Origin of the sequence: Nocardia salmonicida NBRC 13393 (genome assembly GCF_001613085.1) — a bacterium.
Lineage (GTDB): Bacteria > Actinomycetota > Actinomycetes > Mycobacteriales > Mycobacteriaceae > Nocardia > Nocardia salmonicida.
Genome location: NZ_BDBR01000012.1, coordinates 196,386 through 221,866, shown reverse-complemented (window position 1 = coordinate 221,866; position 25,481 = coordinate 196,386). Strand labels below are relative to the sequence as shown.

The window sequence follows — 25,481 nt, the reverse complement described above, 5'->3', positions numbered from 1 at the left end:
CCACCATGTTCGCCAGACTGGGACGCGTCGTCGTTCACCATCCCTGGAAAGTGATCGGCCTGTGGGTGCTCGCGATCGTCGCCGTGTTGTCGACGGCCCCGACGCTCACCGCGACCACCGACCAATCCGAGTTCCTGCCTTCGCATTACGAGTCGATTCAAGCGATGAAGTTGCAGGAGCAGGCATTTCCGCAGTACGCCGCGCCTGCCTCTCTCATCGTGGTGGTCCGCGCGGACGGCGCGGCGTTGACCGATGACGACTCGGCCGCGGTCACCGCGACCGCCGACGCACTCACGGCACGCAACATCAAGGGCGTCACCGGCATTCAGGTGACTCCGCCGTCGGAAAACCGTCTGATCCAGGTCATCGCGGTACAGATGACCAAGCTGACCGACGCCGCCGACAAGACACAGGGCGAGGCGGTGAAGAGCCTGCGCGAGCAGCTGCGAGAGCAGGTCCGTGACACCGGGTTGAAGGCAGGCATCACCGGAACGGCGGCGCAGACCCTCGATCAGACCGAGGAGGGTGAGAAGGGCATGGCGATCATCGGCATCGCCACGATCGTCCTGATCCTGGTGCTGCTGCTGATCATCTTCCGCAGCCCGGTCATCGCCTTGCTGCCGGTGATCACCATCGGTGCGATCTCGAGTACCGTCAGCGGCCTGATCGCGATGGCCGCCAAGGCATTCGACCTCGACATCGACACCTCGATCAGCGCGATCCTGCTGGTCGTGCTGTTCGGTGTCGGGACGGACTACATCCTGTTCCTGATGTTCCGCTACCGGGAACGGCTGCGGGCAGGCGACGAGCCGAAGACCGCGATGGTCAATGCCGTGGCCCGCGTCGGTGAGGCCATCACCTCGGCGGCGGCCGCCGTGATCATCGCGTTCATGGCGCTGACGCTGTCGAGCCTCGGGATGTTCCGGGCGCTGGGTCCGGCGCTGGCGATCGCGGTCGCGGTGGCGCTGCTGGCCGGCCTCACGCTGGTGCCCGCGATCGTCTCGCTGCTGGGTACCAAGGTGTTCTGGCCGTCGAAAGCCTGGCAGGTCGAGCCGCGGGGCGCCCGATTCGGCGCGATCGGCGCGGCGATGGGCAGGCGGCCCGGCGTGTTCGCCGTCGCCTCCGGCGGCGTGCTGGTTGCGCTCGGGGTGTTCGCGATCGGCTTCAACCCGACCTTCGATCTGAGCTCGGGGTCCACCTCCGACGCCTCCGAATCGGTGGTCTTCACCACCGAGCTACTCAAAGGCATGCCCGCGGGCGCCACCCAGCCCTCCGATGTGCTGTTGCACTCGCCCGGTGGGCCGCTGCGCGATGACCAGCTCACGAGCTACCGGACGGCGTTGACCCAGGTCGAGGGCGTCGGGCAGGTCGGGCAGGCGCAGCTGTCGCCGGATCGGACCATCGCGAGCTTCCAGGTGACGCTCACCGAGACGCCGGAATCCGATGCCGCACTCGACACGGTGGCCGGTCCGCTGCGTGAGGTCGCGCATCAAGCGGCGCCCGAGGGGGCCACGGCGGCGGTCGGCGGCATGACCGCGGTGTTCGTGGACTTCAAGGACGCGATGAACCACGACTACGCGATCGTGTTCCCGGTGGCCGCGATCCTGATCATGCTCGTACTGGCGCTGCTGCTGCGCAGTCTCGTCGCCCCCTGGTACCTGATGGCCTCGGTGTTCCTCGGCTTCGCCGCGACGCTCGGTGCGACGGTGTTGGTGTTCCAGCAGATCCAGGGTGAGAACGGCCTGATCTTCACGCTGCCGGTGATCATGTACCTGTTCGTCGTCGCGCTGGGCACCGACTACAACATCCTCATGGTCGCCCGTTTGCGGGAGGAAGCCCGCGAGGGGCACACACCACGGGAAGCGGCGGCGCTGGCCGTGCGCCATACGGGTCCGACGGTGGCCGCGGCCGGTCTCATCCTGGCGGGGACGTTCGCCTCGATGATGTTGGCGGGCAACAGCACTCTGGCGCAGATGGGCTTCGCCATCTCGGTGGGTATCGCGATCGCCGCGTTCGTCATGGCGCTGTTCTTCACTCCCGCGGTGACCGCGTTGCTCGGGCGCCGTGCGTGGTGGCCCGGCCACGGTGCTGACAGCGACGAGGACACCGAGTCGCGCTGGGCGCAGCACTCCTACGCCGAGAGTTACTACACGCCGCCGACGGAGCACAGCCGCTGACAGCGAGCAGTCCGACGCACCACGCGACGCAGGTCCGCTCCCCCGTCGGGAGCGGGCCTGCTCGTCTATCGTTGGGCGGGTGGCCAAGTCTGCGGCGCCCGCGGTCGAACTCTCGGTGGGTGAGCACACGGTGCGGGTCAGCAATCCCGGCCGGGTGTACTTTCCCGAGCTCGGCGTGACCAAGCTCGACCTGGCGCAGTACTACCTGAGCGTCGGGGACGGGATCGTCAACGCCTTGCGGGATCGGCCCTGCATGCTGCACCGATTCCCCAAAGGTCTCCCTGGCGGAAAGGTGCATCAGAAGCGGGTGCCCGCCGGTGCGCCGGACTGGATTTCGACGGTGCGCGTGCATTTCCCGCGCTACGGCAGGCATGCCGACGAGCTGTGCGTGCGCGAGCTCGCGGACGTGATCTGGGCGGTGCAGATGTCCACGGTGGAGTTCCATCCGTGGAATTCGCGGGCTACCGATACCGAGTCACCCGACGAATGGCGCATCGACCTCGATCCGATGCCGGACTGCCCGTGGTCGCGGGTGCAGCGGGTGGCCGGGGTGGTGCACGAGGTACTCGACGAGCTCGGGGCCGTCGGCTGGCCGAAGACCTCCGGTGGGTCCGGGCTGCACGTGTATGTGCGGATCGCGCCTGAGTACGGGTTCGGACAGGTCCGACGGGCGGCGCTCGCGTTCGCGCAGGAGGTGCAGCGGCGCGCGCCCGAGGATGTGACGACGGCCTGGTGGCGCAAAGACCGCGATCCCGCGCAGCTGTTCGTCGACTACAACCAGAACGCACGCGACCACACCATCGCCGCGGCCTACTCCGTGCGGGGCGTCCCGGAGGCGACCGTGTCGACCCCGGTTCGCTGGACCGAGATCGACGACATCGCCCCGCGCGACTTCACCATCCAGACCGTGCCCGCCCGATACGCCGAGCTCGGCGATCTGCAGGCCGACATGGACCAGGCCGTCTTCGACATCGCTCCCCTGCTGGAACTGGCCGATCGGCACGGCGTCGAGGAGCCCGTCGACCTCGACGAATCGTGAACCGTCCGCGCACGGGGAGGGTGCGGCCGCGCCGTGGACAGCGACGAGGAAGAATCAGAGTCCGGCGACCGTGTGCGGCGCCGATGACAGCGCTCGAGCCGCGCAATGCGGCGCAGACAGCCGATCGACCCAGGAGGCTTCAGTGCAGGATTCCGCGACCACGATCGCGATCGCCCCGGACCAGCCGGCGCCGCGCTTGCTCGAGAAAGCGGTAGTCGGGGCGGGCGCTCGGGTCGGTGAGCTCGCGGAGGCCGACGCACTGATCTGGACCGGCAAACCCGGCGACTTTCCGACGACCCTGCCCGCGTCGGTGCGCTGGGCGCAGTTGCCCGCCGCGGGGATCGAGGACTTCTTCGACGTCGGCGTGTTCACCGCACACCCGGATGTGCTGTTCACCTCCGCGGCCGGGGCGTTCTCGCACAGTGTCGCCGAGCACGCGCTGATGATGTTGCTGGCCGGGGTGCGGTATCTGCCCGAGCAGTTGCGCGCGACGTCGTGGCAGCAGCGCGAGTTCTTCCCGCACATCGGCTCGCTGCGCGGCAAGACCGTGACGATCGTCGGCGCGGGCGGGATCGGGCGCGCGTTGATCCCGATGCTGGCGCCGCTGGGCGCCCATGTGATCGCGGTGAACCGGTCGGGACGCCCGGTGAGCGGTCACGGCATTCCCGCCGATGTCGAGACGGTGTCCACCGATCAGCTCGCGCGGGTGTGGTCGCATACCGATCATGTGGTGGTCGCGGCACCGGCGACGGCGCAGACCCGCCACCTCATCGGCGCGGACGAACTGGCCAGGCTCAAGCCGTCGTCGTGGGTGATCAATGTGGCCCGTGGCAGCCTGATCGACACCGACGCGCTGGTCGACGCGCTCACCGGCGGATTGATCGGTGGCGCCGGACTCGACGTCACCGACCCGGAACCGCTGCCCGACGGGCATCCGCTGTGGACTCTGCCGAACGCGATCATCACCCCGCACGATTCGAACCCACCCCAGCTGCGGTTGGCGGCGTTCGCCGATCATGTCGGCGCGAATGTGGCGCGATTCGTCGTGGGTGAGCCGTTGGAAGCGATCATCGACACCGCGCGGGGTTACTGAGCGGCAAAAGATTCCATTCGGGCGGATGGGACCTTATCGGCACGCCGGAATCGGATACCGCGGGTTAGGCTGTCCCTCGTCCTGGTTCGGTAAGGATGGGATCGGCAATGGGATGGACCTTCACCGCTGACGAATTCGCGCACGTCTGGCGGGAATCGGGTCAGGACCGCATGCCGTTTCCGCTGCGCGTGCTCGAGTCACCGCGCACCGAGAACGACGCGGCCCGATTGCGCACGGGACTACGCGACCGACTACCCGGGGGCGACCCCGACCTGGCTGCCTGTCTGCGGATCATCGCCGAACCGCACGTCAGGGTAGTGCTGGTGGGCGGCGCCCATACTCCCGGCAGCGAAATCCGGCTACTCGCCTGCGCGGTCTACGACCATGCGGTACTTGTGGTGCAGGATCCGAGTACCCGGCCCGATTACGGTGGCAGCGTGCGTGTTTCGATCGGGCACACCGCGGGGATCGGCGCCCGCGTGGCGGCCTGTCTGCCCGATACTCCGCCCGGTCGCGAACCCGCGCGCGAGGCCGCGACCGACGCCGTGCGCGACGAGGAAGCGGTGCTCGCGACCCATCCCGCCGTGCCACGCATCCAGCGATTACTGCGCAGGCCGCACACCGCCGAGGGCCACATCCGCATCGAAACCGGGCTCGACCGTCCGGCGCCGAGTCCGCCGGTGCACTACAGCTGGATCGATGTGGCCAACGATGGTCGATACCTGCTGCGAGCGGGCGAAACCGTGCACGTGGTGCCTGCGTCCACTGGTCAACTAGCGGCACAGTTACAGCGAAGGTTGGTGCCTGCGCACAGTTCACACAGCAGAAGGTCCGGCTAATCTGGACTCCACGCTTCATCTGGAGGGGAGACGCGATGACGATCGAGAGCAGCAGAGCCGAGATCTCCCGGTTCCGCAGTGCCGCCGCGGCGGGGACATTCAGTTTCGACCCCGATGCCGCACGTCGGTGCGCCGACCTCTACGAACAGCAGGCCGAGCATCTCGCCCAGTTGCGTCAGGGGCTCGAGAATGCTGCCGAGACAGAGGGTTTCGGCGGTTTCGTCTCCGCCCAGCAGTTGCAAGCGGGCTTCGCGCACAAGGCACGTGACGCCGCCGAACTGCTCGACCGCTACATCGAAGCGGCCTACCGGATGAAGGAGGCGTTCCTGCTCAGCGCGGGCCTCTACGAGGAAGCCGACGCCGCCGCGGCCGCCGCGCTGCGCGCCGTCGATACGAGGGTGCGCGGATGAGCACCGACCCCACCTACATCAGTGCGATGGAACATTTCGAATCCATGCCGCACGAACAGATCTACACGCGCGCCCAGCAGATCGACGCCGGCGCCATCCTCGGCGCGTCGATGACGTGGCTGGAGACCGCCGCTACTCTCACCAGCTCGATGCCGCTGACCAAATCCGGCGCCGACCGGGTGATCAACGAAACCGGCTGGACCGGAACCGCCGCCGATGCCGCCGCCGCGAGCACCCGCAGCTTCGCCGCCTCCATCGACGAACTCGCTGTGGTGATGGCCGAAGTCGGCGCCCGCCTCGGTGGTGTCGCCGCGGCCGCCGAAGCCGTGAAGCTGGCTGTCGTCGCGCCGGGCGGGTCGGGTCCGATCGGGGCGATCGCCCGTCTGCTCGAGTCCGCGCAGGTGATCGATGCGCAGATGGCGGCCGAGGCACTGCGCCAGGAAGCGGTGCTGGCGATGAACATGATCTACAAGCCGGCGTATTCGCTTGCCGGAACGGGTGTTCCAGCGTTGCCCATCGCGCCCGGGGAGGCGGAAGCGCCGTCGGGTCGAGGGGGCTCGCCCTCGCAGGGCAACGGGTCGACGCCGAGCCCTGGCACGAGTCCCTCGGCACCACAGGGCAATTCGCCGGAATCGCCGCAGGACCCGGGATCCACTGAGACCCCAGCGCCCGGCACCACTGTGACGCCGGGCGAAGAACCTACAGACCGGACTCCGGCACCGACGGAAAGCCCTGCGCCCCAGGGCTCTACTTCACCGTCTCCGACACCGGGCACACCCGCTCCCACTACCGAGCCGCCCGCGCCAACTACTCGAGCGCCGGCTCCTACCACCGAGCCGCCTGCGCCATCCACTCAAGCGCCCACTTCCACTACCGAGCCGCCCGCTCCCACAAGCGAAGCGCCCGCACCGCCCACCGAAGCGCCCGTACCCACTTCCGAAGCACCCGCACCACCGAGCGCGCCATCCGCCCAAGCTCCCGGGCCGCCGTCGGAAACGCCCGCGCCGCCCACCGAAGCGCCAGCACCCGAACCACCCGCACCCTCCACCGAACCGCCCGCTCCGCAGAGCCAGGCCCCGACGAGTTCGCCCAGCGAGACACCCACGCCCCCGCCTTCACCGCCGAGCCAGCTACCGACACAGCAGGATTCGAATCCGCCTGCCCCGAAGCCACCGACCGTGGAGGCTCCGCCGACGACGGAAACCCCCGCGCCACCGCCGGTCTCGCCGTCCCCACAGCCGCCTGCCACCGAGTCGACGCCGCAGCCGAACGTGCCCCCGCCGACCTCGGAGCAACCGGCCTCCCCTGCCCCGCCCGGTCGCCAAGCGCCACAACCACTTCCGCTGCCAGGCATGCCCGACATGTCCGACCCCGGCGGTCAGCCCGGCGTCACGGGACCGGTTCCCGGGACCGAAGGCCCGCCGGAACCTGTCCGGCCCGCACCACCTACCGACACCGCACAGCCTGGAGTGGTTCCACCACGGCGGTAGTTCGTCGGGCGGATCAAACCTTGACGAGGTCGTCGGCGTGGATGACGGGGCGCTGCATGGTGTCGGGGAGGTCGGTGGTCGAGCGACCGAGCATGGTGGTGAGTTCGGTGCTGTCGTATTCGATGACGCCACGGGCGACGACCTCGTCGTCGGGACCGACCAGATCGACCACATCGCCGCCGAAGAAGCGGCCGCGAATGCCGGTGATGCCTGCCGCCAGCAGCGAATGGCGTTGCGCCACCGCGTCCACCGCACCCGCGTCGAGCATCACCGCGCCACGGGGGTCGGCGGCGTGCCGGACCCAGAACTTGCGGCCGGACAGGCGGATCGGGCGCGCGGCGAAAGCGGTACCCACCATGCCGTCGGTGAGAGCGGACGAAGCGTCGGCGGCCGAGGCCAGCAGGACGGGGATGCCCGCGTCGGCGGCCAGGCGGGCGGCGGAGAGCTTGGAAGCCATGCCGCCGGTGCCGAGCGCGCCACCGCTGCCCGCGATGACGCCGTCGAGGTCGGCGCTGCCGCGCACCTCGGGGATGAAATTGGCGGCACCCTTGCGCGGGTCACCGTCGTAGAGGCCGGCCACATCCGACAGCAGGATCAGCGCTTCGGCACCCACCAGGTGCGCCACCAGAGCGGCCAGTCGGTCGTTGTCGCCGAAGCGGATCTCCTCGGTGGCGACGGTGTCGTTCTCGTTCACCACCGCGATCGCGCCGAGCGAACGCAATCGGTCAAGGGTGCGCTGGGCGTTGCGGTGATGCTCGCGACGGGCGAAATCGTCGGCGGAGAGCAGGATCTGGCCGACGGTGCGGTCATAGCGGGCGAACGAGGTACCCCAGGCGTGGGCGAGAGCCAGCTGGCCGACGCTGGCCGCGGCCTGCTTGGTCGCCAGGTCCTTGGGCCGCTTCGACAGGCCGAGCGGTGCGAGTCCCGCACCGATCGCGCCCGAGGACACGACCACCACGTCCGATCCCGCCCGCATGCGGGCTTCGACCGCGTCGGCCAGCAGATCGAGTCGACCGGTGTCGAGCCCGCCTTCGAGGCTGGTCAACGCCGACGAACCGATCTTCACCACGACGGTGCGCGCCGACACGATCGCCGCGCGCCCCTGACTCAGCTCCGAATCCACCTGCATCGTCCAACTCCCTGCACCGTGATCACCGAGCTACCTCGCCAACCCATCGCAGTATGCCCATCCAATGGTCTTGTCCGACAGCGAATTTCGCCGAACGCGACCACTCTCACTCTTTTCGCTCACCGTTTTCGTCGAGCAGACCGCGCCGCGCCTGCGAGGCGAGCTTGCGCTCGGCCGCACCGATACGGTCGTTGGTCTCGAGCCGGAGGTCGGTACCGCGGCCGGTCGGCTGCATATCGACGCCCGCCGAGATCATCGGCTCCCATTCGAAGGTGACACCGGCGATGGTGACCGGGCAACCCGGCTGCGCGCCCTGCTTGACCAGCTCGGCTTCGACACCGAGGCGAGCCAAGCGGTCGGCCAGATAGCCGACGGCCTCGTCGTTGTTGAAATCGGTCTGCCGGATCCAGCGCTCGGGGCGAGTGCCACGCACGATGAAACCACCCGCCTCCTCCGGGTCGGCGATGACGCTGAAACCGGTCTCGTCGGTCGCGATCGGGCGGATGATGGTGCGCTTGGGCGCGGCCTTGGGGTGATCCTCGCGATACTGACGAACCATGTCGGCCAGCGCGAAAGTCAACGGGCGCAGGCCCGCGCGGCTCACGGCGGAGATCTCGAACACCGGCCAGCCACGTTCAGCGAACTCGGCGGACACCATTTCGGCCAGCTCGGCCGCATCGGGCACGTCGGTCTTGTTGAGGATCACCACGCGCGGGCGGTCGGCCAGATCGCCGAGGCTGGCGTCACCGGACAAAGCGGGCTTGTAGGCGGCAAGCTCGGCTTCGAGCGCGTCGACGTCGGAGACCGGGTCACGGCCGGGTTCCAGGGTCGCACAGTCGACGACGTGGGCGAGCACCGCGCAGCGTTCGATGTGGCGCAGGAAGTCCAGGCCGAGGCCGCGGCCTTCGCTGGCGCCGGGGATCAGGCCGGGCACGTCGGCGATGGTGAAGGTCGTGTCACCGGAGAGCACGACGCCCAGGTTGGGAACCAGCGTGGTGAACGGATAATCGGCGATCTTCGGCTTTGCCGCGGACAGCACCGAGACCAGCGACGACTTGCCCGCGGACGGGAAACCGACCAGTCCGACGTCGGCGACCGACTTCAGCTCGAGAACGACATCGACCTCGTCGCCCTCTTCACCGAGCAGCGCGAAACCGGGCGCCTTGCGGGCCTTCGACGCCAGCGAGGCGTTGCCGAGGCCACCGCGGCCGCCACGGGCGATGATGAATCGGTTGCCCGCGCCGACGAGGTCGCAGACCACCTTGCCGTCGTCATCGACGACGACCGTGCCGTCGGGGACCTGCAGCACCAGGTCGGCGCCGTTCTTGCCCTCCCGGTTGCTGCCCTCGCCCGGCTTGCCGTTGCCTGCCTTGGCGTTGGGATGGAAGTGGAAATCGAGCAGGGTGTGGACGTTGGCGTCGACCTCCAGGATCACGTCGCCACCGCTGCCGCCGTTGCCGCCGTCGGGCCCGCCGAGCGGCTTGAACTTCTCACGATGCACCGAGGCGCAACCGTGTCCACCTCTACCGGCACGAACATGCAGCACGACGCGGTCGATGAATTTGGACATGGGTTGATCCTCCTCCTTCTGACTTGTCGTTTTCGGTAAGGGTGGACGAACACGACAGAGCGGGTCAGGAAATCCCTGACCCGCTCTGGTGTCCGTGGGGAGCGAAAGCTCCAGGCGGTCAGGCCTGGACCGGCTCCGGTACAACAATGTTCACGGTCTTGCGGCCACGCTTGGTGCCGAACTCGACCGCGCCCGCCTCGAGGGCGAACAGCGTGTCGTCGCCACCACGGCCGACGTTCACGCCCGGGTGGAAGTGGGTTCCACGCTGACGGACCAGGATCTCGCCCGCGCTGACCTTCTGGCCGCCGAAACGCTTCACGCCGAGGCGCTGGGCGTTCGAATCGCGGCCGTTCCGGGAGCTGGATGCGCCCTTCTTATGTGCCATTGCTTCGTCTCCTCGGGAAAATTCTTACTTGATGCCGGTGACCTTGATGACCGTCAGCGGCTGACGGTGACCCTGGCGCTTGTGGTAGCCGGTCTTGTTCTTGAACTTGTGGATCCGGATCTTCGGGCCCTTGGTCTGGTCGATGACCTCAGCGGCCACGGAGATCTTGGCCAGCTTGTCGGCGTCGGTGGTCAGATCGGCGCCGTCGACGACGAGAACCGGGGTCAGCGCCACGGCGGTGCCGACGGGACCCTCGATCTTCTCGACCTTCACCAGGTCACCGACCGCGACCTTGTACTGCTTTCCGCCGGTCTTGACGATTGCGTACGCTGCCATCGGTCGGCTTCCTCCACTCACATTGGTCCTGCACATGTCCACGCCGCAGCTGCGACGCGTATTCCTGGGCTCATCCCCGCAGAGCGGGGGAAGAACGTTTGCTGCCTGCGGTATACACCCGGCCTGTTCGGCCAGATGCTCAATCACTGGGCAGCGACCGACCTAGGTTACCAGAGCGGTATCCACTCCCCCAATTCGGCCGGTCAGGGCACGAATCGAGAGCTTGCGTGCGCGGGGCGATCCGCGCACGCAAGCGTCAGGTTACTTCGATTCGGCGGCCGGAGCGCCCGCGGGACGACCCACGGCGCGACGGCGCGGCTTGCGTTCCGGGACGACGACGGGCTCCGCGGCGAAGTCCACGACAGCCGCTGCGGGCGGCTGCTCGTTCGCCGACAGGACGAACACGGCTCCCGCGCTGTCCGGTGCGGGCGCTGCCGTCGACCGGGCTACGCGACGCCTACGAGGCGCCCGCGGTGCGGGTTCCTCGGCGACCGGAGCCGGTTCGGGCTCCGGCGTCTCGACGACCGCGGCCGGTTCTGGCTGCGGGGTCTCCACGACCGGAGTCTCGGCGGCGGCCTCGGCGGGCGCCGAGCTCACCGCTTCCTCCTCGACCTCGGCGGCCTCGGGTTCCGCCTCGCCGGAGATGACCCCGGTGAGCGGACCCTCGGTGCTCTGCTCGGTGTTCGCGGCAGCGGCACCACGACCCGCCCGGCGCGAACGCGAACGCGAACGCGACCTGGTCGGCTCTGCGGGCGCTTCCTCGACGGCCTCGGTGTGCTCGTCGCCGTGCTCGTCGTCATGATGACCTGCCATCGCGAGCACGACCGGGTGGGCACGCTTGACCGCGATGTCCTCTTCGGCGTGTTCGGCGGCCGGTGCGGTGCCGTTGGTCGCGGGTGCGGCGGTGGTGGCCGGCTTGTCGCGTTCCTTGCCGCGGCGACGGCGCGAACCGCTCTCCTTGGCCCGCGGTTCCTCGACCCCGGACCCGGAGTCCACCGGGTAGGAGTGCACGAGAATGCCGCGCCCGTGGCAGTGCTCACAGGTGGTGGAGAACGCCTCGACCAGTCCGGTGCCCAGCTTCTTGCGGGTCATCTGGACCAGGCCAAGCGAGGTGACCTCCGATACCTGGTGGCGGGTGCGGTCGCGTCCGAGTGCCTCGGTGAGACGGCGCAGCACCAGGTCACGGTTGGATTCGAGGACCATGTCGATGAAGTCGACGACGATCATGCCGCCGATATCGCGCAGCCGCATCTGGCGCACGATCTCTTCGGCCGCTTCCAGGTTGTTCTTGGTGACGGTCTCTTCGAGGTTCGACGAGCCCGAGCCGGTGAACTTGCCGGTGTTGACGTCGACGACGGTCATCGCCTCGGTGCGGTCGATCACCAGGGTGCCGCCCGAGGGCAGCCACACCTTGCGATCGAGCGCCTTGGCCAGCTGCTCGTCGATCCGGTAGGCGTCGAACACGTCGACACCGTTGTTCTCGTGCCGGTTGACCCGTCCGAGCAGGTCGGGCGCCACGGTGCGGACATAGGTCTCGACGGTGCTCCACGCACGCTCGCCCTCGATGACCAGCTTGGCGAAGTCCTCGTTGAACAGGTCGCGGATGACCTTGACCAGCATGTCGGGCTCTTCGTAGAGCGCCTTCGGTGCGTTGGTCTCCTTGGCGGCGGCCTCTTCGATGGTGCGCCAGGCAGCCTGCAGCCGCTCGACGTCGCGAGCCAGCTCGGGCTCGCTGACGCCCTCGGACGCGGTCCGGATGATCACACCGGCGTCGGACGGGACGATCTCGCGCAGGATCTCCTTGAGACGCTTGCGCTCGGTGTCGGGCAGCTTGCGGCTGATCCCGGTCGACGTGCCACCGGGCACGTACACCAGGAAGCGACCGGCGAGCGAGATCTGGGTGGTCAGACGGGCGCCCTTGTGCCCGACCGGGTCCTTGGACACCTGCACCAGCACCTGATCGCCGGGCTTGAGCGCCTGCTCGATCTTGCGCTCACGACCACCGAGACCGGCGGCCTCCCAGTTCACCTCACCGGCGTAGAGCACACCGTTGCGGCCGCGGCCGATGTCGATGAACGCCGCCTCCATGCTGGGCAGCACGTTCTGCACCTTGCCGAGGTAGACATTGCCCACCATCGACGCCTGACCGGAACTGGTCACGAAGTGCTCGACGAGGATGTTGTCCTCCAGGACCGCCACCTGGGTGGTGGTCTGGTGGCCCGGCGCGTGTTCGGCGGGGTCGAACGCCTTCTCGCGCACGACCATCACCCGGTCGACCGCCTCACGGCGGGCCAGGAACTCCGACTCGGTCAGGATCGGCGGACGGCGACGCCCGGCTTCCCGGCCGTCACGGCGGCGCTGACGCTTGGCCTCCAGGCGGGTGGAGCCGGAGATGCCCTGCACTTCGTCGGGGTTGTTCGCGCTGGAACGTTCGCGACGCTTGTTGCGGGGTTCGCGCTCGTGCACCACGGTGTTCGGCGGATCGTCTTCGGTGGCCGCCTCGGCGTCGCCGGACTCACCACCGACCTTGCGGCGGCGACGCCGACGGCGACGACGGCTCGCGCCATCGGAGGAGCCGTCTTCGTCATCGGTCTCGGATTCGGTGTCGTCGACCTGTTCGGCCTCGGCGCCGACCTGCTCGGCCGGCTGCTCGGCCTCGTCGGTGTCGTCGTCATCGGCGTCGGACTCGTTGTCCTCGCCGTCGGCGGACTGCTCGCCACGACCGCGACCACGGCCACGGCGGCCACGGCGACGGCGGCGCGGCTGGCCGTCGGCGTCGTTGTCACCGGACTGATCGGCGGACTCGTCGTCGACCTCGGCTTCGGGCTCCTCGGCCTTGGGCGCGACGGGCTGCTCGTCGACCGACGGTGCGGCGGGCTCTTCGGTCTTCTTGGGGGTCCGCTCGGCGCGACGGCGCTTGCGGGCTTCCTCGGCGGCGGTGGCGTCCGGCGGGAGGAACAGCGGCATACCCACCGAGGCGGGCGCCTCGAAGGTGACCGGCTCGGCCTGCGCGGGGCTCTCGGACACCCGGTGGGTGAACAGGTCGGTGTGCGCGTCGTCGCGCATCGCGGCGAACACCTCGTCGGTGCGCGCGACGTGCGGCGCGGAGAACAGCGACGCGGGCGCCGCTGAGGTGTCGGCCGGCTGCTCGGCGACGGGTGTGGACGCGGCGCGCTTCTTCGCGCGCGTAGTCGGTGCTGGTGCTTCGTCGGGGGCGCCGGGTTCGGCGTCAGCGGCGGCGATCGCGTCGCGCACCGTTTCGGCCACCGAGCGGTCGACATTGGATTGCACGCTGCGCGCCTCGGCGCCCAACTCGGCCAGTTTGGCCAGGATGCGTTTGCTGGTCACTCCCAACCGTTTGGCCAGTGCATGAACTCGAATTCGCTCCGGCAATTGATCGGCATCCTGTTGTGTTGTGTCCAGCGGCTCTTTTTCGGCCACGAAGTCTCCTCGGGCCCCCGGGCGCGTCCTTCCCCGGTACGGGAGTGACGCGGCCGACGCGGGGGCATCGTCCGTGCACCTCGTACCCGATGGTACGAGGGTCATCTGGTCTCGCCCCGCGTGTCCGGTCGCACCTTGATCGATCGTCTGGCGCGCCAACCGGTCACACGGCGCCTGGCTGTACGGCGTGGCACCGCGCTTTCGAGCGCTCATCCAGCGTGCCGGTGCGGGCAACCCCAGCAACAGGGCCATCCGTGGCAGCGATGATCGGCATCAACCGCGGTGTCAATCCGGTCATGTCCGCCGCCGCGTCACGTACCTGCGCGACAGGTCGGCGTCGAACACATCCGTAGTCAGTATCCCATACGGTTCGCGCGGGGATCGCCATCGGCGCAACTCACGCGAACTCCGCCCCGCTCGCGGCCGTCGTTCATCCGGCGGACCCAGCGAGCGAGGGCGACCCGGCCGAGCGGAGTTCGATACCGCCTGACCGGGTGTCCTACTACCTTTGGTGCGCTACTGACCGCTGCGGGTCAGGCGGGAAATTCGGGGAACCAGAGGGCGATCTCGCGCTTGGCGGACTCGGGCGAGTCGGATCCGTGGACCAGGTTGAACTGGGTCTCCAGGCCGAAGTCGCCGCGGATGGTGCCGGGCACGGCCTTCTCCACCGGGTCGGTGCCACCGGCGAGCTGACGGAACGCCGCGATCGCGCGCGGGCCCTCGAGGATGGCCGCGACGACCGGGCCGGAGGTGATGAATTCGATGAGCGAGCCGAAGAAGGGCCGCTCGGCGTGTTCGGCATAGTGCTCGGCCGCGAGTTCCGCGGACACGTTCTTCAGCTCCAGCGCCTGGAAAATGAGGCCCTTGCGCTCGATGCGCGCGAGGATCTCGCCGGTGAGGCCACGGGAGACACCGTCCGGCTTGATGAGTACCAACGTCTGCTCAGTCACGGGGTAACCCTAGCGTCGGCCGTGTCAGCACGCCGATCGGGCCCTCGAGCGGTCAGGACTTGGTGCCCATTCGCTGACTGGGGAGTAGACCGGCATACCAGCAGCCGTCAGGACTTCGTACGCATTCGCTGGCTGGGAAGTAGACCTGCGTCCATTCTGCGCTGGACGTCCGAGCGCAGGACGAGGATGAATGCCCATACTGCGATGAACACCACCGCGATCACGCCGATCGACAGGTGGATGAATGTTCCCGCGAGCAGCAACACCTGCAGACCCAGGTTGAACGGGATCGCCCACGGCTTGCGCTGCACACCCGCGCCCAGGATCATCAGCACCGAGAGCACCACGAGGTAGGTCCCGGACAACCAGGTGACACCGCCGCCGACATCGGCGACCACCGGCAGCGCCAGCAGGACCACGATCGCCTCGAGGATCAACGTCCCCGCCATGACCCCGCGCAGACCCTTCCACGGATCGTTGGCGGGAGGAGGCACTTCACTCATGTCACTCATGCCGGAGCCTTTCCGAACAGGGCGCGCGCCGCGCCCGCGGTGACGACCGACCCGGTGACCACCACGCCGGCGCCGGAGATCACGTCGCCCTCGTCGCCCGCCTGCTCGGCCAGCGCGATCGCCGACTCCAGCGCGTCGGGCAGGGTGTCGGCGGTGATCACTCGTTCGTCGCCGAAGCGCTGCACGGCCAGGTCGGCGAGTGCGTCCACATCCATGGCCCGCGGTGAACCGTTGCTGGTGACGACGATTTCGTCGAAGACCGGTTCGAGCGCGTCGAGAATCCCGGCGGCGTCCTTGTCGGCGAGCACCGCGACAACTCCGACCAGCTTGCGGAAGTCGAACTCGCCGGTGAGCGTCGCGGCCAGCGCCTGCGCGCCCGCGGGGTTGTGGGCGGCGTCGACGAAGATGGTCGGCGCGTTGCGCATCCGTTCCATCCGCCCCGGGCTCGACACTGTCGCGAAACCGGTTCGCACGGCCTCGATATCGAGCTGGCGATCCGCGCCCGCGCCGAAGAACGCCTCCACCGCGGCCAGCGCCAGCGCCGCGTTGCGGGCCTGGTGCTCGCCGTGCAGCGGCAGGAAGATCTCGTCGTAGACCCCGCCGAGTCCCTGCAGGGTGAGCAGCTGTCCGCCGACGGCGACGCCCCGTTCCAGCACCCGGAACTCCGCGCCCTCGCGGGCCACCGCGGCGTCCTCGGCCACGGCCCGGCGCAGCAGCACGTCCATCACCTCGGGCTCCTGCTCGGCGATGACCGCGACGGTGTCGGTCGGGATCAGCGCCTCGGGAGCGCGCTTGATGATCCCGGCCTTCTCCTTGGCGATCGACTCGAGGTCGGGGCCGAGGTAGTCGGTGTGATCGAGGCCGATCGGGGTGATCACCGCGACCTGCGCGTCGATCACATTGGTGGCGTCCCAGGTGCCGCCCATGCCGGTTTCCACGACGGCCACGTCGACCGGCGCCTCGGCGAACGCGGCGTAGGCCATGCCGGTGAGCACCTCGAACTTGCTCATCGCCGGGCCGTCGGATTCGGCGGAGCGCTGGTCGATCATGCCGATATAGGGCGCGAGCTCGTGATAGGTCGCCACGTAGTCGGCGGGCGAGATCGGCGCGTTGTCGATACTGATCCGCTCGGTCGCCAGCTGCAGGTGCGGGCTGGTGATCCGGCCGGTGCGCCGGTGCAGCGCGGTGAGCAGGGCGTCGATCATCCTGGTCACCGAGGTCTTGCCGTTGGTGCCCGCGATGTGGATCGCCGGATAGTTGTTCTGCGGGTTACCCAGCAGATCCATCAGGGTGGCGATCCTGGTGAGCGACGGCTCGATCTTGGTTTCGGGCCAGCGCTTGTCGAGTTCGGCCTCGACCAGGGCCATCTCGGCGAGGTCGACCGGCGACGGGCCGGTGCTGAGCTGGGCCGCGCTGTAGTCGGTGCCGCCGAAGTCGGCGTCTTCGGGGTCGAGGTCGCCGGGGCCCGTGTCGCTCACTTGGCGCTCAGTTCCGCCAGGCGGGCGCCGATGCGCGTGACTTCGGCCGCGGCCACATCACGCCGCCCGGTGATCTTGTCGACCACCGGCTGCGGCGCCTTGGCCAGGAAGGCCTCGTTGCCGAGTTTCGCCGTGGTGGTGTCGAGATCCTTCTGCGCGGCCGCGAGGTCCTTCTCCAGCCTGCGGCGCTCGGCGTCGAGGTCGATCGCGCCGGAGGTGTCGAGCTGCACGGTGACGGTCGCGCTGGACAGCCGGACCTGCACTTCGGCGGTGGTGGCGAAGTCCTCACCCGGTTCGGTGAGACGGGCCAGGTTGGCCACCGAGTCGGCGAACGCGCCGAGCCCGGCCTCGTCGATCCCGACGAGGGTGGCCTTCACCTTCTGCTTGTCGGCCAGCCCCTGATCGCCGCGGAACCGGCGGATCTCGGTGATCAGCCGCTGCGTATCGGCCACGCGCTGGGCCGCGACCTCGTCGGTCGCGATGCCGCCGGCCTGCGGCCACGGGGCGATCACCAGCGATTCGCCGCCGGTGAGCGCCTTCCACAGGGTCTCGGTGACGAACGGGATCACCGGGTGCAGCAGGCGGAGCACCGCGTCGAGCACACTGCCGAGCACCACCGCGGTGCTCTCGGCACGCGCGTCGGATTCGGCGAACTGCACCTTGGACAGCTCCAGGTACCAGTCGCACAGCTCGTCCCACGCGAAGTGGTAGAGCGCCTCGCACGCCTTACCGAATTCGTAGGCGTCGAAGGCGGTGTCGACCTCGGCACGCACCGCGTCGAGCCGGTCGATGATCCAGCGGTCGGCGTCGGTGAGGGTCTCGCGCGGGGGCACCTCGCCGGTGCGCGCGCCGTTCATCAGCGCGAACTTGGTGGCGTTGAACAGCTTGGTGACGAAGCTGCGCGAGGCCAGCGCGTGCGCGTCGCCGACGGACAGATCGCCGCCGGGCTGGGCGCCGCGGGCCAGGGTGAAGCGCAGGGCGTCGGCGCCGTAGGAGTTGATCCAGTCGAGCGGGTCGATGCCGTTGCCGCGCGACTTCGACATCTTCTTGCCGTGCTGGTCGCGGATCAGGCCGTGCAGGAACACGTCTTCGAACGGCACCTGCTTCTGGGCGCCCTTACCGGCGGCGAGCACCGGATCGTCGCTGACGTACATGCCGAACATCATCATCCGGGCCACCCAGAAGAACAGGATGTCGTAGCCGGTGACGAGCACGCTGGTGGGATAGAACTTCGACAGCTCGGGGGTCGAGTCGGGCCAGCCCATCGTGGAGAACGGCCACAGGCCCGAGGAGAACCAGGTGTCGAGGACGTCGGGGTCCTGCACCCAGCCCTCTGGCGCTTCCTCGCCGGGGCCGAGGCACACGATCTCGCCTTCGGGGCCGTACCAGATCGGGATGCGGTGACCCCACCACAGCTGCCGCGAGATGCACCAGTCGTGCATGTTGTCCACCCAGTCGAACCAGCGCGGTTCCTGGCTGGCCGGGTGGATCTTCACATCGCCTTCGCGCACGGCGTCGCCTGCGGCCTTGGCCAGGGTGTCGACCTTGACCCACCACTGCATCGACAGGCGCGGCTCGATCGGCTCGCCGGAGCGCTCCGAGTGACCGACCTGGTGCTTGTAGGGGAACTTGCGGCCGACGATGCGACCCTCGGCCTCGAGACGCTCGCGGATCTTCACCCGAGCCTCGAAGCGGTCCATGCCGTCGAATTCGGTTCCGCTGTCGGCGATCCGGCCGGTCTTGTCCATGATCGTCGGCATCGGCAGCCCGTGGCGCAGGCCGAGTTCGAAGTCGTTGGGGTCGTGCGCCGGGGTGATCTTCACTGCGCCGGAACCGAATTCGGGGTCGACGTAGTCGTCGGCGACGATCGGGATCTGGCGACCGGTGATCGGGTGGTAGAGCGTGGTGCCGATCAGCGCCTTGTACCGCTCGTCGTCCGGGTGGACCGCGACGGCGGTGTCACCGAGCATCGTCTCCACGCGGGTGGTGGCCACGATCACGTGCGGTTCGTCGTCGTTCAGCGAGCCGAACCGCATGCTCACGAGCTCGCCGTCGACCTCCTTGTGGTCCACCTCGAGGTCGGAGATGCCGGTCTGCAGCACCGGCGACCAGTTCACCAGGCGCTCGGCACGGTAGATCAGGCCCGAGTCGTAGAGCCGCTTGAAGATCGTCTGCACGGCGCGCGAGAGGCCGTCGTCCATGGTGAAGCGGTCGCGGCTCCAGTCGACGCCGTCACCGAGGCGACGCATCTGTCCCTGGATCTGCCCGCCGGATTCGCGCTTCCAGTCCCACACCTTGTCGATGAACAGCTCACGCCCGAAGCCCTCCTTGGACTTCCCGTCGACGGCGAGCTGCTTCTCCACCACCGTCTGCGTGGCGATGCCCGCGTGGTCCATACCAGGCAGCCACAGCACCTCGTAGCCCTGCATCCGCTTGCGGCGGGTGAGCAGGTCCATGATCGTGTGGTCGAGCGCGTGGCCCATGTGCAAGGTCCCGGTGACGTTCGGCGGCGGCAGCACGATCGAGTACGGCGGCTTGCCGGAGGAGGCGTCGGCGGCGAAGTACCCGGCGTTTACCCAGCCCTCGTACAGGTCGGCCTCTACCTCGCTGGGGTTCCAGCTCTTGGGCAGGGCATCGGCACGATTACGCGAGTTGTCAGGGGCTGCGCTGGTCACGTCCCAATCCTAAGGGGAGCGGCAACCAGCTTTTTCCCCGCCTACCCGAGGACAAAAAAAGACGGAATCTTCGGTGGATGAGGGACACCGAAGACTCCGCCTACAGCCCTGATCCTACCGGCGATCAACCCCGCCGAGCAGAATCCATATGCAATTCTCAGCTTCTGCACCGCGCTGGTCGGCAAGGCTTGTGACGCGCCACTACGACACACGGAAACCCTTGTCCCCCAAGCCTCGAACCCGAAATATCCGGGTAACCACGGATTGCCGTTTTGTCCGATTTACCGGACCCTGGAGAGGGTGACGCCCCCGCTCGATTCCTCGTCCCCCGTTTCCCCGTCGGCGCCGAAGGTCATCACCCCGATCGCGCTGGTGGACCTGCGCGCGAGCGAGGTAGAAGAACTGCGCTACCCCGGCACCACCGTGCTGGTCTTCGCCGGCGTGCCGGGCGCGGGAAAGTCCACCGCACTACACCGCTTCTTCGGCGTGGGCCCCGACGCCGAACATCCGGTGCGCACCGCGTCCGGCGCCCTGGTTCTCGACTCGAACCACACTCGCAATCGTCTGCGCCACCGGTTGGGCTGGGCGCCGTATTCCCTGTGGCGCCCGCTGGTCCACCTCGCGCACTACCGGGCGATCCGCGCCGCGATCCGCGCCGGTGACGGACCGGTCGCCATCCACGACTGCGCGACCTTCCGCTGGAGCCGTCGCCTGATCGCCCGCTGGGCCGAGCAGGGCCGCCGCGAACTGCACATGGTGCTCATCGACGTGCCCCCTGAGCAGGCCAGATCCGGTCAGATCAGCCGAGGGAGAAGCGTCAACAGTGTTGCCTTCACGGGGCACTGTCGCCGCTGGGAAACGATGATGGATTCCCTCGGCGCCCGCGACGCCACCCTCGCGCCGGACCCACGACCGCTGTCCTCGACATCGGTGGTGATCATCGACCGCCCGACGCTGCACGCCGTGTCCCGCATCGCCTTCGACGCGGTCTGATCAGGGCACCAGCAGGCTCAGCGCCCCCGGCATCGCCTGCACCGTCACCGGCAGCATCCCAGCGGGCTCACCGTCGGCTGTCGCGTACCCGCCCTCGGCGCCGACCGTGATCCGCCGGGCCCGATATCGCTTCGTCGCGGGATGGTCGATCCGTTTGCCCGCCGACAACGCGGGCAGCAGCCGCGCCATCTCCAGCCGCGACACCGCACCGACCACGGTGATGTCGAGATAGCCGTCGTCGGCGAGTGCTTCCGGACACACCAACATCCCGCCGCCGTAGGTGCGGGTATTGCCGATCGGCGCCATCACCGCGTCGGTGAGGATCACCACGTGCGAGTCGGGTGGATTATCGAGCGCACCGGGCGCGAGGCCGGACAACTCGATCCGGAACGGCAGTGTGTAGCCGCGCATGAGTTCGACGACAGCGGCGGCGGTGTAGCGGAGGGGTCCGCGGGGGTAGCGCATCTTGTTGGCGCGCAAAGTGACTCGTGCGTCGAACCCGGTGCCGACCACAGTCGCGAACCAACTGGGTGCGGCGTCCGGCGATTCGATCCGACCCAGATCGATGGTCCGAACTCGACCACCCAGCACGATCTCGACGGCCGCCCTCGGGTCTCCGGTCGGTATGCCGAATTCGCGTGCCAGGTCGTTGCCGGTGCCCGCGGGCACCAGTCCAAGCGGCACCCCGCTGTGCGCGAGCGCCGCCAGCAACACGTTCATCAGACCGTCACCACCGACGCAGATCACCGCGTCCGGCCGGTCCTGGCCCGCGACGAGCCTCCTGACCTGCCTCACCGACTCGTCCGCACTCGGCGCCCGTACCTCCACCACCTCGACACCGCTGGCCAGTAGTTGTAGTTCGGCCAGCACCGTCTCGGCGACACCGTCGCCGCGCCCCGCCCCGGAATGCGGGTTCGTGACAACCACCACACGCCGCACCGACTGTTCGCTCACGGCACCAGCTTCCCAGGGTTGAGCACTCCGGTGGGGTCGAGTTCGCGCTTCACCGCGCGCAACACCCGAACTCCCAGGTCACCGATTTCGGCGCCCATCCACGGCCGGTGGTCGGCGCCGACGGCGTGGTGGTGGGTGATGGTGCCGCCCGCGGCGACCATCGCGTCGCTCGCGGCGGATTTGGCGATGCGCCACTGCGCGATCGGATCATCGAGCTGTTTGGCCACAACGGTGAAGTACAACGACGCCCCGGTCGGGTAGGTGTGCGAGATGTGGCACATGACCAGCGCGGGTGTGCCCTGCGAACCCAGCGCGTCCATCAGCGCGCCGGTGACCTTCACCTTGAGATTGGCCAGATTGGCCCAGCTGGTGGCGGTTTCGAGGGTCTCGCACAGCACACCGACATCGAGCAGCGCGTCACGCATGTAGGGCGCGGCGAACCGACCGTGCTCCCACTGCCGTGCCGGCGCCTCGCCGAGCGCGGTGCCACCCGAGGCCGCGAGCAAGGCACTCGCTTCCGCCGATCGGGCGGCGACGTGGGCCCGGCTGCCCTCGAAGGTGGTGATGGCGAGACAACCCGAGACCGGGTTGCCGCCGACATCGGCGGAACGCGCCAGGTTCAGGCCCGTCTCGGCCTCGTCGGACAAGCGCATCACCGTCGGCGCGGCGCCTGCCTGCACCACCGTGCGCAGCGCGGCGGCTCCGGTGGCGAAGTCGGGGAACGACCAGGCCTGGTAGCCAACGGTTTCCGGCACGGGGTGTACCCGCAAAGTGACCGAGGTGATGATGCCGAGTGCGCCCTCCGACCCGACGAACAACTCGCGCAGGTCGGGTCCGGCCGCCGACGCCGGGGCGCGACCGAGGTCGAGGGTGCCCTGCGGGGTCGCGATCACCAGGCGTTCGACCATGTCGTCGAACCGGCCGTAGCCCGCCGACGCCTGACCCGACGACCTGGTCGCGGCGAACCCGCCGATGCTGGCGAATTCGAAACTCTGCGGAAAGTGCCCGAGCGAGAGCCCGTGCGCGCCGAGCAATGCCTCGGCCTGCGGCCCGGTGAGTCCGGCGCCGAGGGTGGCGGTGCCGCTGGCCGGATCGACCGCGGTGAGTGTGTCGAGCCTGCGCAGATCGAGCGCGATCACGGTGTCGAACTGTCCGCGCACCGGATCCACGCCGCCGACCACGCTGGTTCCGCCACCGAACGGGACGACCGCGATGCCGTGTTCGGCGCAGTACCCGAGCAGCGCGAGAACCTGTGGGTGGTCGGCGGGGAAGACGACGGCGTCGGGGGCGTCCTGCGGTGTGCTCGCGCGGCGGCGCAGCAGGTCGGGGGTGCTCTTGCCGCCGGCGTGCCGGAGTCGGTCGATGTCGTCGGTAGTGAGATATTCGTCACCGACGATTCCGGTCAGGCCCGCCCTATCGGCGTCCGTGAGCGTGGTGGGGATCAGCGGCACCTCGTTCTCGTCACGGCGGGTGACCGGCTCACCCGAGATCCCGAACACCTGCGCGAGCAGGCCACGGATCTGCGCTGACAGCGGCTGATGAGCGGCGGCGACGCCCCAGGCGTCCCACACCATGTTCGGCGCCAGGGTGGCAGACCCGGATTGTTCGCGTTGCGTCTCGACCATGCGTTACATAATGACATATAGTGTCAAGCAGTAACCAACGATATGTCCCAGAGTCGACATCCGTACCGCTGTCGGATGTCACTACCGGCCATTCACGACGGCAACCCTGCTGGTCCGCTCGATACCCTTGGGCGATTCCAGCCCGACCACGGCGCTTTCAGTCCCCGGCGCCACCGAACACACCGGCGGTGAAGCACGATGATCGATCTCGCGACCCACGCTGACCAGCTTTCGCCTACAGACGTGGCGATTCTCGATGCCACGCGGGCCTGCGTCGTCGATTTCGGCGTTCGCCGGACCACGCTCACCGAGGTGGCGCGGCGGGCGGGTGTGAGCAGGCCGACGGTCTATCGGCGCTGGCCCGACACCGGGTCGCTGATCGCCGAGCTGCTGGTCCGTGAACTGCGCACGATCGTCGCCGAGACCATGCCCGACACCGGCCTCGGCCGGGATCGGCTGGTCCACGGCATCGTGTCCGGTGCGGCGGCGATTCGGTCGAACGCGGTGTTCGCCAAGATCTTCCGCACCGACACCGACCTGATGCTCACCTATGTGTTCGGCCGGTTGGGCCGCAATCAGCGCACGTTGATCGGGCTGTTCGCGACCGTGATCGAACTCGGCCACCGCGACGGGTCGATCCGGGCGGGTGATGCCGAGCACATGGCCACCATGCTGCTGCTCATCACCCAGTCCGCGGTGCAGTCGGCGGGCACGGTGGAGTCGTTGCTGGCCGGTGCGGAGTTCGACGCCGAATTGTCCAGGGCTATCGAGGGTTATCTGCTCCCGCTACCCGAGAAGGACCCAGATGTCTGCTGACTCCCCCTCTTCCGGCGCCACCCTGAACGCGGCGCGACGCACCACCGACCTCACCGCGCTCGGCGAGAATCCCGAGGTCGACGTGGTGGTGATCGGCGGCGGCGTGACCGGAACCGGCGTCGCCCTCGACGCCGCCGCGCGCGGTCTGCGCACCATCCTGGTGGAGCGCAACGACTTCGCGTTCGGCACCAGCCGCTGGAGTTCGAAGCTGGTGCACGGCGGGCTGCGGTATCTGGCGAGCGGACGGGTCGGGATCGCGCACGAGAGCGCGGTCGAACGCGGCATCCTGTTGCGCACCACCGCACCGCATCTGGTGCGTCCGCTCCCCCAACTCGTTCCGTTGCTGCCCGGCATCAAGCTGGCCCAGAGTTCGCTCATCCGCGCGGGGTTCGCCGCGGGCGACGCGCTGCGGATCGCGGCGCACACCTCCGTCGACACGTTGCCGCGCTCGCGCCGGGTGGCCGCCGCCGAGGCACTGCGCTTGGCGCCGACCGTGCGGCGCGACGGGCTGCGCGGCGGCTTGCAGGCGTGGGACGGTCAGCTCGTCGACGATGCCCGCTTGGTCGTCGCCTTGGCTCGCACCGCGGCCTCGGCGGGCGCGACGGTTCTCACCCGCGTGGAAGCCGTCACCGCCACCGGTGATTCGGTCCAGCTGCGCGACACCCTTTCCGGCGAGACCCTGGCCGTGCGGGCGCGCGCGGTCGTGAACGCCACCGGCGTGTGGGCGGGCGAGGTCGACCACAGCATCGAGCTGCGGCCGAGCCGTGGCACCCACCTCGTCTTCGACGCCGCGGCCTTCGGTGGACTCAGTGCCGCGCTGACGGTGCCGGTACCGGGCAGCATCAGCCGGTTCGTCTTCGCGCTGCCCGCCGCGCACGGCCGGGTCTATCTGGGCCTCACCGACGAGGACGCGCCAGGCCCGATCCCCGACGAGCCCCAGCCCACCGAGACCGAGATCGACTTCCTGCTCGACACCATCAATACGGCCCTGCGGGAACCGTTGACGCGCTCCGATATCCGCGGCAAGTTCGCCGGCCTGCGCCCACTGCTCAAAACCGCCGATGACAGCACCGCCGACATCTCCCGCGAGCACGCGGTCCTCACCGCCCCGGACGGTCTGATCACCGTCGTCGGCGGCAAGCTCACCACGTACCGCCAGATGGCCCAGGACGCGGTCGACGCGGCGGTGGCGCAGTCAGCGCTCACGGCCGGTCCCTGCCGCACCACCCAGTTCCCCCTCGTCGGCGCGGTGTCCGGAGCCGCCCGCGACCGCATCGACGCCCCGCCGGTCCTCATCGAGCGCTACGGCAGCGAAGCGAGCCACATCGTCTCCGCCTGGCTCGCCGACCCCGCCCTCGCCGCACCGGTCGCCCCCGGAATCGATGTCACCGCAGCCGAATTCGACTTCGCGATCACCCATGAGGCCGCCCTCACCATCGACGACCTCCTCGACCGCCGCACCCGCATCGGCCTGATCCCCACCGACCGCGAAGCCGCCGCCCCCGCGGCCGAAGCCGCTTTCGCTAGACACGCCGCGATCACCCGCTGAGCCGCTGCGGATCAGGCCGC

At 68.9% G+C, this 25,481-nt stretch carries 20 protein-coding genes; 9 read left to right on the top strand and 11 right to left on the bottom strand.

Annotated elements, in window-relative coordinates; translation table 11 throughout:
- Positions 1 to 5 precede the first annotated feature (5 nt).
- From NS1_RS15455 to NS1_RS42175, 6 genes are all read left to right on the top strand, one after another.
- On the top strand, positions 6 to 2,177 hold the full coding sequence (locus tag NS1_RS15455; protein ID WP_084503747.1) for an MMPL family transporter: 2,172 nt from the start codon (positions 6 to 8) through the stop codon (positions 2,175 to 2,177).
- A gap of 79 nt (positions 2,178 to 2,256) precedes the next feature.
- The gene (gene ligD / locus NS1_RS15450; RefSeq protein WP_062985273.1) at positions 2,257 to 3,216 is read left to right on the top strand and encodes a non-homologous end-joining DNA ligase; all 960 of its coding nucleotides are present in this window, start codon (positions 2,257 to 2,259) and stop codon (positions 3,214 to 3,216) included.
- 142 nt (positions 3,217 to 3,358) lie between these two features.
- Complete coding sequence (locus NS1_RS15445) at positions 3,359 to 4,309, top strand: D-isomer specific 2-hydroxyacid dehydrogenase family protein (RefSeq protein WP_062985271.1); 951 nt, start codon at positions 3,359 to 3,361, stop codon at positions 4,307 to 4,309.
- A gap of 107 nt (positions 4,310 to 4,416) precedes the next feature.
- A complete protein-coding gene (locus tag NS1_RS15440) occupies positions 4,417 to 5,148 on the top strand; it encodes an ESX secretion-associated protein EspG (protein WP_062985270.1) in 732 nt (243 codons plus the stop codon).
- A gap of 35 nt (positions 5,149 to 5,183) precedes the next feature.
- Positions 5,184 to 5,558, top strand: a complete 375-nt coding sequence (locus tag NS1_RS15435) for a hypothetical protein (protein WP_062985269.1) — start codon at positions 5,184 to 5,186, stop codon at positions 5,556 to 5,558.
- Positions 5,555 to 7,048: a hypothetical protein gene (locus tag NS1_RS42175; protein WP_084503746.1), complete on the top strand. Its 1,494-nt coding sequence runs from the start codon at positions 5,555 to 5,557 to the stop codon at positions 7,046 to 7,048. Before NS1_RS15435 ends, NS1_RS42175 begins: the two co-directional genes overlap by 4 nt.
- A gap of 13 nt (positions 7,049 to 7,061) precedes the next feature.
- Here NS1_RS42175 and proB read toward each other — a convergent pair whose 3' ends face one another.
- The 9 genes from proB to NS1_RS15380 all read right to left on the bottom strand — a co-directional run bounded on the left by proB (position 7,062) and on the right by NS1_RS15380 (position 19,524).
- Positions 7,062 to 8,177, bottom strand: a complete 1,116-nt coding sequence (proB, locus tag NS1_RS15420) for a glutamate 5-kinase (RefSeq protein WP_062985266.1) — start codon at positions 8,175 to 8,177, stop codon at positions 7,062 to 7,064.
- A gap of 106 nt (positions 8,178 to 8,283) precedes the next feature.
- The gene (gene obgE / locus NS1_RS15415; protein ID WP_062985264.1) at positions 8,284 to 9,747 is read right to left on the bottom strand and encodes a GTPase ObgE; all 1,464 of its coding nucleotides are present in this window, start codon (positions 9,745 to 9,747) and stop codon (positions 8,284 to 8,286) included.
- A gap of 118 nt (positions 9,748 to 9,865) precedes the next feature.
- Positions 9,866 to 10,132, bottom strand: a complete 267-nt coding sequence (gene rpmA, locus NS1_RS15410; protein ID WP_056821498.1) for a 50S ribosomal protein L27 — start codon at positions 10,130 to 10,132, stop codon at positions 9,866 to 9,868.
- Between the two features lie 24 nt (positions 10,133 to 10,156).
- Positions 10,157 to 10,468, bottom strand: coding sequence for a 50S ribosomal protein L21 (gene rplU, locus NS1_RS15405; protein WP_056821499.1), 312 nt, complete (start codon positions 10,466 to 10,468; stop codon positions 10,157 to 10,159).
- Positions 10,469 to 10,729: 261 nt separating this feature from the next.
- Complete coding sequence (locus tag NS1_RS15400; RefSeq protein WP_062985262.1) at positions 10,730 to 13,909, bottom strand: translation initiation factor IF-2 N-terminal domain-containing protein; 3,180 nt, start codon at positions 13,907 to 13,909, stop codon at positions 10,730 to 10,732.
- A 533-nt stretch (positions 13,910 to 14,442) separates the two neighbouring features.
- Positions 14,443 to 14,859, bottom strand: coding sequence for a nucleoside-diphosphate kinase (gene ndk / locus NS1_RS15395; RefSeq protein ID WP_056821502.1), 417 nt, complete (start codon positions 14,857 to 14,859; stop codon positions 14,443 to 14,445).
- Between the two features lie 107 nt (positions 14,860 to 14,966).
- A complete protein-coding gene (locus NS1_RS15390) occupies positions 14,967 to 15,371 on the bottom strand; it encodes a DUF4233 domain-containing protein (protein WP_157125220.1) in 405 nt (134 codons plus the stop codon).
- Positions 15,368 to 16,849, bottom strand: coding sequence for a bifunctional tetrahydrofolate synthase/dihydrofolate synthase (gene folC / locus NS1_RS15385; protein WP_413232866.1), 1,482 nt, complete (start codon positions 16,847 to 16,849; stop codon positions 15,368 to 15,370). Before folC ends, NS1_RS15390 begins: the two co-directional genes overlap by 4 nt.
- On the bottom strand, positions 16,846 to 19,524 hold the full coding sequence (locus NS1_RS15380; RefSeq protein WP_062985257.1) for a valine--tRNA ligase: 2,679 nt from the start codon (positions 19,522 to 19,524) through the stop codon (positions 16,846 to 16,848). Before NS1_RS15380 ends, folC begins: the two co-directional genes overlap by 4 nt.
- Before the next feature lie 300 nt (positions 19,525 to 19,824).
- Here NS1_RS15380 and NS1_RS15375 point away from each other — a divergent pair, with 300 nt between their 5' ends.
- Positions 19,825 to 20,517: an AAA family ATPase gene (locus NS1_RS15375; RefSeq protein WP_255284541.1), complete on the top strand. Its 693-nt coding sequence runs from the start codon at positions 19,825 to 19,827 to the stop codon at positions 20,515 to 20,517.
- Here NS1_RS15375 and NS1_RS15370 read toward each other — a convergent pair whose 3' ends face one another.
- Together NS1_RS15370 and NS1_RS15365 are read right to left on the bottom strand one after the other, a co-directional pair.
- The gene (locus NS1_RS15370; protein ID WP_062985255.1) at positions 20,518 to 21,471 is read right to left on the bottom strand and encodes a diacylglycerol kinase family protein; all 954 of its coding nucleotides are present in this window, start codon (positions 21,469 to 21,471) and stop codon (positions 20,518 to 20,520) included.
- Entirely contained in the window at positions 21,468 to 23,096 is a 1,629-nt protein-coding gene (locus NS1_RS15365; protein ID WP_062985252.1) for an FAD-binding oxidoreductase, read from the bottom strand. The genes NS1_RS15370 and NS1_RS15365 overlap by 4 nt, the downstream gene beginning before the upstream one ends.
- 198 nt (positions 23,097 to 23,294) lie before the next feature.
- Here NS1_RS15365 and NS1_RS15360 point away from each other — a divergent pair, with 198 nt between their 5' ends.
- Both NS1_RS15360 and NS1_RS15355 read left to right on the top strand, forming a co-directional pair.
- Positions 23,295 to 23,912 (top strand): TetR/AcrR family transcriptional regulator, encoded by a 618-nt coding sequence (locus NS1_RS15360; RefSeq protein ID WP_062985250.1) that lies wholly within the window; start codon positions 23,295 to 23,297, stop codon positions 23,910 to 23,912.
- The gene (locus NS1_RS15355) at positions 23,902 to 25,461 is read left to right on the top strand and encodes a glycerol-3-phosphate dehydrogenase/oxidase (RefSeq protein WP_062985246.1); all 1,560 of its coding nucleotides are present in this window, start codon (positions 23,902 to 23,904) and stop codon (positions 25,459 to 25,461) included. The genes NS1_RS15360 and NS1_RS15355 overlap by 11 nt, the downstream gene beginning before the upstream one ends.
- Positions 25,462 to 25,481 lie beyond the last annotated feature (20 nt).